The sequence below is a fragment of the Pseudomonas turukhanskensis genome (assembly GCF_027922365.1).
GTDB lineage: Bacteria > Pseudomonadota > Gammaproteobacteria > Pseudomonadales > Pseudomonadaceae > Aquipseudomonas > Aquipseudomonas turukhanskensis.
Map to the genome: position 1 here is coordinate 65793 of NZ_BSFN01000001.1, position 9778 is coordinate 75570.

The following is a 9778-nucleotide window of genomic DNA, read 5'->3' on the forward strand; positions in this document are numbered from 1 at the left end:
CCCGCATGTGGACACTCACTACCATGCCGACTTTTGAAAAACTCCCTCTGGGCGAGAAAATCGCCGAATTTGTAGAGTGGCTGACCCAGCATGGAGCGTCGTATTTCGATGCCATCGCCTCTGCCCTGGAATTCATGATTCACGGGGTAACCAATGGCCTGACCTTTTTCAATCCGCTGGTGTTGATCGGCCTGTTCGGCCTGCTCACCCACCTGATTCAACGCAAATGGGGCCTGACCCTGTTCTGCATCCTGTCGTTTCTGCTGATCCTTAACCTGGGTTACTGGCAAGAAACCATGGAAACCCTGGCGCAGGTGCTGTTCGCCACGTTCATCTGTGTGTTGATTGGCGTGCCGCTGGGCATCATGGCCGCGCACCGCCCGCACTTTTACACGGTGATGCAGCCGATCCTAGACCTGATGCAAACCGTACCGACTTTCGTGTACCTGATTCCTACCCTGACCCTGTTCGGCCTGGGCGTTGTGCCGGGGCTGATTTCCACCGTGGTGTTTGCGGTGGCCGCGCCAATTCGCCTGACGTACCTGGGCATTCGCGATGTACCCACTGAACTGATGGACGCCGGCAAAGCCTTTGGCTGCTCGCGCCGCCAACTGCTCACCCGTATCGAGCTGCCGTACGCCATGCCGAGCATCGCTGCCGGCATTACCCAGTGCATCATGCTGTCGCTGTCGATGGTGGTGATTGCCGCCCTGGTGGGCGCCGATGGCCTGGGCAAGCCGGTGGTCAACGCACTGAACACTGCCGATATCGCACTCGGCTTCGAAGCTGGCCTGGCCATTGTGCTGCTGGCCATCATCCTCGACCGGGTATGCAAACAGCCCGAAGCGAAAGTGAGGGTTGAACAATGAGCATGATTCGTTTCGACAACGTCGACGTCATCTTCTCCAAGTACCCCAAGGAAGCCTTGGCGCTGCTGGACCAGGGCCTGACCCGCGACCAGATTCTGAAAAAGACCGGCTTGGTGGTCGGCGTGGAAAAAGCCAGCCTGGATGTCGAGCGCGGCGAGATCTGCGTGATGATGGGCCTGTCGGGCTCGGGCAAATCCAGCCTGCTGCGCTGCATCAACGGGCTCAACACCGTAAGCCGTGGCCGTCTGCTGATCGAGCATGAAGGCCAGGAAGTGGATATCGCCAACTGCTCCCCGGCAACGCTCAAGGCCATGCGCACCAAACGCATCGCCATGGTGTTCCAGAAGTTCGCTCTGATGCCGTGGCTGACCGTGCGCGAAAACATCAGCTTCGGCCTGGAAATGCAGGGCCGCCCGGCTGCCGAACGCAACAAGCTGGTGAACGACAAACTGGAACTGGTGGGCCTGACCCAGTGGCGTAACAAGCGCCCGGACGAGCTTTCCGGTGGCATGCAACAGCGCGTAGGCCTGGCCCGCGCGCTGGCGATGGATGCCGACATTCTGTTGATGGACGAACCCTTTTCGGCCCTCGACCCGCTGATCCGCCAGGGCCTGCAAGACGAGCTGCTGGAGCTGCAACGCAAGCTGAGCAAAACCATCGTGTTCGTCAGCCATGACCTCGATGAAGCACTGAAGCTGGGCAGCCGCATCGCCATCATGAAAGACGGCCGCATCATCCAGTACAGCAAGCCGGAAGAGATCGTATTGAACCCGGCCGATGAATACGTGCGCACCTTCGTGGCCCACACCAACCCGCTCAACGTGTTGTGTGGTCGCAGCCTGATGCGCACCCTGGACAAGTGCACCCGAGTAAATGGCGAAGTGTGCCTGGACCCGGGCAACGACTCCTGGCTCGGCCTGGCCGAGGGCAATATGTTCAAGGGCGCACGCCAAGGTAGCGACGCCATCACCTTGCAGAACTGGGCACCCGGTGATGCGGTGGAAGGCCTGACCCGCCGCCCTACTTTGGTGGACTCCAATATCGGCATGCGCGATGCGCTGCAGATCCGTTATCAGACCGGGCACAAGCTGGTGCTGCATGATGAGAATCGGGTGGTTGGGGTGCTGGGCGATAGCGAGCTGTATCACGCGCTGCTCGGTAAAAACCTCGGGTAACGCTCGTTTGTTTACGCCTGGCGATTCTGCATCCCCGCCTACGCGGGGATGACGGAGTTAGTCCAATCGCCTCCGTCATTCCCGCGCATGCGGGAATCCAGAATCTGAACGTCCAACCATGTCGCTCAGGGGTACACCCCGTCGTTTTTATTGATTCCTCGTTCAATAAAAACGCTCTAGACTGCCAGAAAGCCCGCAGCGTCTGGATGTCAGGAGTACAACGATGCCCAAAGTAGGGATGCAACCCATCCGCCGTTCGCAGCTGATTCACGCCACCCTGGAAGCGGTAGACCAGGTGGGCATGGATGCCAGCATCGCCCTGATCGCACGCCTGGCCGGGGTGTCCAACGGCATCATCAGCCACTATTTCCAAGACAAGAACGGTCTACTCGAAGCCACCATGCGCCACCTGATGACAGCCCTGAGCCTGTCGGTGCGCGACCGTCGCCTGCTCCTGGAAGACACCAGCCCACGGGCACAGATTCGCACCATCATCGAGGGCAACTTCGATGACAGCCAGGTCAACGGCCCGGCGATGAAAACCTGGTTGGCCTTCTGGGCCAGCAGCATGCACCAGCCGTCCTTGCGCCGGCTGCAACGCATCAACGACCACCGTCTGTATTCCAATATCTGCTGCGAATTTCGCCGCGTACTGCCGATTGCCGAGGCGCGCACCGCTGCCCGTGGTCTGGCCGCCCTGATTGATGGCTTGTGGCTGCGCGGCGCCTTGAGTGGCGAAGCGTTCGATACCCAGCAAGCGCTGCAGATTGCCTTCGACTACTTGGACCAACAACTGGCCAGGCAGGCGGGCTGACGCAGCCCCTCTCCCCTATTTTTGACTTTCGCGAGGACACCATGGCCCGTTTTCCCCTGCAAAAACTCTATATCGATGGCGGTTATGTCGACGCCACCAGCGGCGCCATTTTTCAGGCCATCAACCCGGCCAATGGTGAAGTACTGGCCGAGGTGCAACGGGCCTCAGAGGCAGATGTGGAGCGAGCAGTGGCCAGCGCCGAAAAGGGTCAGAAAGTGTGGGCGGCCATGACCGCCATGCAGCGCTCGCGCATTCTGCGCAAGGCCGTGGATATTCTGCGCGAGCGCAACGACGAGTTGGCCGAACTGGAAACCCTGGACACCGGCAAGGCGCTGTCGGAAACCCGCTATGTCGACATTGTCACCGGCGCCGACGTGCTGGAGTACTACGCAGGCTTGGTGCCGGCGATCGAAGGCGAGCAGATCCCCCTGCGCGAGACCTCGTTCGTCTACACCCGCCGCGAGCCGCTGGGCGTGGTGGCCGGCATCGGCGCCTGGAACTACCCGATCCAGATCGCCCTGTGGAAATCCGCCCCGGCGCTCGCCGCCGGCAACGCGATGATCTTCAAACCCAGCGAAGTGACCTCCCTCACCACCTTGAAGCTTGCCGAAATCTACACCGCCGCCGGTTTGCCCGACGGCGTGTTTAACGTGCTGACCGGCAGCGGCCGCGAAGTGGGCACCTGGCTGACCGAACACCCGCGGATCGAAAAAATCTCGTTTACCGGCGGCACCGACACCGGCAAGAAAGTCATGGCCAGCGCCTCCAGCTCCTCGCTGAAAGAAGTGACCATGGAGTTGGGCGGCAAGAGCCCGCTGATCATCTTCGAAGACGCCAACCTCAACCGCGCCGCCGACATTGCCGTCATGGCCAACTTCTACAGCTCCGGCCAGGTGTGCACCAACGGCACCCGGGTGTTTGTGCCGCGCAGTTTGCAGGCACGGTTTGAAGCCAAGGTACTGGAGCGCGTGCAGCGCATTCGCCTCGGCGACCCGACCGACGACACCACCAACTTCGGCCCGCTGGTGAGCTTCGCCCACATGGAAAACGTGTTGGGTTACATCGCCAAGGGCAAAGAGGAAGGCGCGCGTTTGTTGATCGGTGGCGAGCGGGTGACTGAGGGCGAATTTGGCAAAGGCGCCTACGTGGCCCCAACCGTATTCAGCGACTGCACCGATGACATGACCATCGTGCGCGAAGAGATCTTCGGGCCGGTGATGAGCATTCTGGTGTACGACGACGAAGACGAAGTGATCCGCCGCGCCAACGACACCGAGTTCGGCCTGGCCGCCGGCATCATCACCCAGGACCTGAACCGTGCGCACCGGGTTATCCACAAGCTGGAAGCCGGCATCTGCTGGATCAACACCTGGGGCGAGTCGCCGGCCGAAATGCCGGTGGGTGGCTACAAACAATCGGGCGTTGGCCGTGAAAACGGTTTGGTGACCCTGGCGCAATACACCCGCATCAAGTCAGTGCAGGTGGAGTTGGGTGGGTATACCTCGGTTTTCTAACGCACCCATCGTATTGCACCCACCGTCATCCCCGCGCAGGCGGGGATCCAGGCTCGTTCAGAAGTACGCGCTCGCCGAAAAATTCAGGATTCCCGCCTGCGCGGGAATGACGGACTAAAGGCGGGAACCGGTTCCAAGTCAGGTACAGAAATGAACACAGAATTCGATTACATCATCGTCGGTGCCGGCTCCGCCGGTAACACCCTGGCCACCCGGCTCACCGAAGATGCCGACGTGACCGTGTTGCTGCTCGAAGCTGGCGGCCCGGACTATCGCCTGGATTTTCGGACCCAGATGCCCGCCGCGTTAGCCTTTCCGCTGCAAGGCCGGCGCTATAACTGGGCCTATGAAACCGACCCTGAACCGCATATGAACAACCGCCGCATGGAATGCGGACGCGGCAAGGGCCTGGGCGGTTCGTCGTTGATCAACGGCATGTGCTACATCCGCGGCAACGCGCTGGACTACGACAACTGGGCGAAAACCCCAGGCCTGGAAGACTGGACCTACCTGGACTGCCTGCCCTACTTCCGCAAAGCCGAAACCCGCGACATCGGCCCCGATGACTACCACGGCGGCGACGGCCCGGTGAGCGTGACCACGCCCAAGGCCGGCAACAACCCGCTGTTCAAGGCCATGGTCGAAGCCGGCGTGCAGGCCGGTTACCCCGCCACAACCGACCTCAACGGTTACCAGCAGGAAGGCTTCGGCCCCATGGACCGTACCGTCACGCCAGCGGGCCGCCGCTCCAGCACCGCCCGGGGTTATCTCGACCAGGCGCGCAAACGCCCAAACCTGACCATCGTCACCCACGCCGTCACCGACCGCGTGCTGTTCGAAGGCAAACACGCCGTCGGCGTGGCCTACCTCAAAGGCACCAGCTCGATTCCGGTGGAAGCCATGGCCCGCCGCGAAGTGCTGGTGTGTTCCGGCGCCATCGCCTCGCCGCAGATTCTGCAACGCTCAGGGGTGGGCCCGGCCGAGCTGCTTAAAAAACTGCGCATTCCTGTGGTGCACGACCTGCCGGGCGTGGGTGAAAACCTGCAAGACCACCTGGAAATGTACCTGCAATACGCCTGCACCCAACCGGTGTCGCTGTACCCGTCGCTGCTGTGGCGCAACCAGCCACAGATTGGCGCCAAATGGCTGTTTCTGGGCAAAGGCATCGGCGCCAGCAACCAGTTCGAAGCCGGCGGCTTTATCCGCACCCGCCCGGAATTCGAATGGCCGAATATCCAATACCACTTTCTGCCCGTGGCGATTAACTACAACGGCAGCAACGGCGTGAAAGAGCACGGCTTTCAAGCCCATGTCGGCTCCATGCGCTCACCGAGCCGCGGGCGTATCCAGGTCAAATCCAAAGACCCCCATGAGCACCCGAGCATCCTGTTCAACTACATGGCCACCGAACAGGACTGGCAAGAATTCCGCGACGGCATTCGCCTGACCCGCGAGATCATGAACCAGCCAGCGCTGGACCCCTTCCGCGGCCGCGAAATCAGCCCCGGGCCCGACGTACAGACCGACGAGCAGCTCGACCAATTCGTGCGCGAACACGCCGAAACCGCCTTCCACCCCTCCTGCTCCTGCAAGATGGGCAGCGATGAAATGGCCGTGGTCGATGGCGAAGGCCGCGTGCATGGCGTGCAAGGTTTGCGCGTAGTGGACGCCTCGATCATGCCGCTGATTGTCACCGGCAACCTGAATGCGCCGACCATCATGATCGCGGAAAAAATCGCCGACAAAATCCGCGGCCGGACGCCGTTGCCTCGCAGTACAGCGCCGTATTACGTGGCCAATGGCGCGCCGGTCAGAGGCACGCCTTTGCGTTAAAGCCCGCCCTCACCCCCGGCCCCTCTCCCGCAAGCGGGCGAGGGGTGAGGTTTGGGCAGCGACCTCACTTGATCCACTGCTTTTGATCTGTTTTTGATCTTGATCTACTCGCCCCTTGAGCGCAGGCCGAGTGGAATCGTCGCGTAGGGGGTTGAGCGGCATGGATGCCGCGAGAGCCACGATGGGCCAGGGACGGCCCGTCGTGGCGTGCCCCCGGAGCGGCGATGGAACGAGGGAAGTTTTCACGCAGTGAAAACCCAAGGTGGGGGCAAGATTTTTTGGTTTCTTTTTCATCGACTGGAAAAAGAAACTCGCGCGTAAGGCGCGAAACAAAACGTTCAACACACGCGGTAAAGAACAAAAACGCAGTCGCCTGATAAACCGAAAGGTGCGCGGAGCACACCCTACAAAAGCCTCGTGCGTAACGCGCGAAAAGATCGAAAAGGTCCGCCACGCGTAAGGCGCGAACAAACCAGACAGTTAATCCGGCAAATCCTGCCGAATCATCCACTGCCCACTCGGCGCCATCAGCACTCCCAAATCCAGCTGCCGCACAGTACTCCTGTCGAGCATGATGATCTGCGGACTGATCATCCTCGGCACCTGCTGCTTCTCCAACATCCGCACCGCCAGGTCCACCGCAATACGCGCCTGCACCACCGGCGAATCGGTCGGCGCCGCCAACACCTGCCCCTCGGCAATCGGCTCCAGCAACCGTTCATTGGCATAAAACGACAGCACCTTGAAGTGATACCGCGGCGCACTGTTATGCCGCAGCCGCGAAGCGAACGCCGCCGCCTCGGCATTGCCCAGCACATAATCAAGATTGGGTTCGCGCGCGAGCAGATCACGCACCAGCGGCGCCTGCCCGGAGATATCGGCGACGCCATAACCGCCATGGATCAGGGTCACAGACTTGCCCGCAATCGCCTCGCGCAAACCGTCCTCGGCATCCTTGAGCCACGCAGCGCCTTCGGGCCCGGGAAACCAGCCAACGCGCACCGCGCGCCCTTTGCTGTCGGCAAGCAAGTAAGCCACCACCTGCTTGGTCATTTCGGCGAAGTCGACCCGCGCGTGCGCTCGCACGCCCGGGCAGTCCAGGCGGTTGGCCAGATCGATCACCGGTGCGCCGTGCTCGGCCACAGCCTGAATCTGCGGGCATAACCCCTGCGCGCTAACGCCGCCGACGATATAAGCGTCCGCGCCACGTTCAGCGCAGTGGGCGAACTGCTCGCGTTGCACGGCGTCGTTCTGGTAGCCACCGGCATCGTAGACGCCCAGTCGCACGCCTTGGCGCTGCGCCTCCTGCGACAGGCCCCAGGACATCGCCCACCAATAGCGGCCCAGGCCCTGGGGCAGCAATGCACAGACACGCCAGGGCCTGGCTGCTTTGCTCAGCGGCTGATAATCGAGCACCTGCCCATCACTCATTACCGGTACCGGAAACCACTCCTGCGCCTGCACGGGCAGACACAAGCAAAGCGTAACCACCACTGGGAATGTCACCCGCATCGCAAGCGCCTTATACATAGCCAGGAACACATCGGTACGTCAGTACAACCTCTGACGGCCCACCCAGACTATTGCTAGCACCACGCCAATGCAATTGCCCGTAAGAGCGGCAGTGCACTGGAAACCATGCGGCCATGGGCCTAAAGTCCGTGCAGTGTTGCCCCCGCTTTGCCGCCCTGCCTTGAGAGCCACCAATGCCTGTAAGCCCCCTCGATGCCCGCACTGCCCGCTTGCTGCCCTGGATCGTCGCCATCGCATTTTTTATGCAGACCCTGGACGGCACCATCCTCAACACCGCCCTGCCGGCCATGGCCCGCGAACTCTTGGAAGACCCGCTGCGCATGCAGTCGGTGGTCATCGCTTACATGCTTACCGTGGCCCTGCTGATTCCCGCTTCCGGCTGGATTGCCGACCGCTTTGGCACGCGGCGGATTTTCTTCGGCGCCATTTTGCTGTTCAGCTGCGGATCGCTCTTGTGCGCCCTGTCCACCACGCTGCCGCAATTGGTGGGCGCGCGCATCGTGCAGGGCCTCGGTGGCGCACTGATGATGCCGGTTGGCCGGCTGGTGGTGCTGCGTGCTTACCCGCGCACGGAGCTGGTGCGGATCATGAGTTTTATCACCCTGCCCGGTCTGCTCGGCCCGTTGATTGGCCCGACGCTGGGCGGCTGGCTGGTGGAGTACGCCAGCTGGCATTGGATCTTTCTGATCAATATCCCGGTCGGCCTGATCGGCTGCATCGCCGTGTACCGGGTAATGCCGGATTTGCGCGGGCCGCAGCGCAGCCGTTTCGACACCTTGGGGTTTTTGCTGTTTGGCGGCGCCATGGTGCTGATCACCGTTGCCCTGGAAGGCTTGGGCGAGCTGCACCTGGCGCATATGCGCGTGATGCTGCTGTTGCTCGGCGGCCTGGCGTGCCTGGCAGCGTACTGGCTGCGTGCCGGGCAAGTGGCCGAGCCCTTGTTTTCCCCCCGCCTGTTTCGCACCCGCACCTTTGCCGTGGGCATTCTGGGCAACCTGTTCGCGCGGCTGGGCAGCGGTTCGTTGCCGTTTCTGGTGCCGCTGCTGTTGCAGGTGGCCTTGGGGTATTCACCGGCGCAGGCGGGCATGAGCATGATTCCCCTGGCGCTGGCGGCAATGGCGGTAAAACCTTTGGCCAAATCGATCATTGATCGCTTTGGCTACCGCACGGTACTGACCGGCAATACCTTGCTGCTCGGCGCCCTGCTCGCCAGCCTGGGCCTGGTGACCGCCACCACGCCCTACGCGGTGCTGTTGATTCAGCTGGGGCTGTTGGGGGCAGTGAATTCGATGCAGTTCACGGCGATGAACACCGTCACCCTGATCGACCTCGACGACAGCAGCGCCAGCAGCGGCAACAGCCTGTTGTCGGTGGTGGTGCAGTTGGCGATCAGCCTGGGCATTGCCTCCGGCGCGGCGCTGTTGGGCGGCTTTACCAGTGAAATCGACAGTGGCGAAATCAGCAGCGTGCTCGGCGCCTTCCAACTCACGTTCTTTTGCGTGGGCGTGCTGACGCTGTTGGCGGCTGCGATCTTTTTGCAGCTGGCGCGTGAGGATGGGCGCTCGGCGAAGCGGGTGACTACCGAGATTCAGGAGTAAGGCACGGCATTCTGGATCCCGGCCTGCGCCGGGATGACGGTGTTCTTGCGCCCCCCTCCGTCATCCCAGCGCAGGCTGGGATCCAGGGTTGCGAAAGGGGCAACGGTGCTGGGGTAAACGAGTCAACCGAAGTAACTGCAATAGCCCATTCCACATGTACTCAAGCCAAGGCGCGGCATTCTGGATCCCGGCATGCGCCGGGATGACGGTGTTCTTGCTCCCCCCTCCGTCATCCCAGCGCAGGCTGGGATCCAGGGTTGCGAAAGGGACAACGGTGCTGGGGTAAACGAGTCAGCCTAAGTAACTGCAACAGCCCACTCCAAAAGTCCTCAAGCCAAGGCACGGCATTCTGGATCCCGGCCTGCGCCGGGATGACGGTGTTCTTGCGCCCCCTCCGTCATCCCAGCGCAGGCTGGGATCCAGGGTTGCGAAATGGACAACG

The 9778-nt window shown here is 61.8% G+C and carries 7 protein-coding genes; 6 read left to right on the forward strand and 1 reads right to left on the reverse strand.

Going from position 1 to position 9778, the window contains the following annotated elements:
- Positions 1 to 23 precede the first annotated feature (23 nt).
- From choW to betA, 5 genes are all read left to right on the forward strand, one after another.
- Positions 24 to 869, forward strand: a complete 846-nt coding sequence (gene choW / locus PKE98_RS00265; RefSeq protein WP_271193228.1) for a choline ABC transporter permease subunit — start codon at positions 24 to 26, stop codon at positions 867 to 869.
- Positions 866 to 2044, forward strand: a complete 1179-nt coding sequence (choV, locus tag PKE98_RS00270; protein ID WP_271193229.1) for a choline ABC transporter ATP-binding protein — start codon at positions 866 to 868, stop codon at positions 2042 to 2044. Before choW ends, choV begins: the two co-directional genes overlap by 4 nt.
- 223 nt (positions 2045 to 2267) lie before the next feature.
- Positions 2268 to 2858: a transcriptional regulator BetI gene (gene betI / locus PKE98_RS00275; RefSeq protein WP_271193230.1), complete on the forward strand. Its 591-nt coding sequence runs from the start codon at positions 2268 to 2270 to the stop codon at positions 2856 to 2858.
- A gap of 41 nt (positions 2859 to 2899) precedes the next feature.
- Positions 2900 to 4372 carry a betaine-aldehyde dehydrogenase gene (gene betB, locus PKE98_RS00280; protein WP_271193231.1) on the forward strand — a complete coding sequence of 491 codons (1473 nt, stop codon included), beginning with the start codon at positions 2900 to 2902 and terminating at the stop codon, positions 4370 to 4372.
- Between the two features lie 150 nt (positions 4373 to 4522).
- On the forward strand, positions 4523 to 6205 hold the full coding sequence (gene betA, locus PKE98_RS00285) for a choline dehydrogenase (RefSeq protein ID WP_271193232.1): 1683 nt from the start codon (positions 4523 to 4525) through the stop codon (positions 6203 to 6205).
- A gap of 480 nt (positions 6206 to 6685) precedes the next feature.
- Here betA and torT read toward each other — a convergent pair whose 3' ends face one another.
- Positions 6686 to 7717, reverse strand: coding sequence for a TMAO reductase system periplasmic protein TorT (gene torT / locus PKE98_RS00290; protein ID WP_271193233.1), 1032 nt, complete (start codon positions 7715 to 7717; stop codon positions 6686 to 6688).
- A 194-nt stretch (positions 7718 to 7911) separates the two neighbouring features.
- Between torT and mdtD the strand changes: the two genes are divergently transcribed.
- A complete protein-coding gene (gene mdtD / locus PKE98_RS00295) occupies positions 7912 to 9336 on the forward strand; it encodes a multidrug transporter subunit MdtD (protein WP_271193234.1) in 1425 nt (474 codons plus the stop codon).
- Positions 9337 to 9778: the final 442 nt, after the last annotated feature.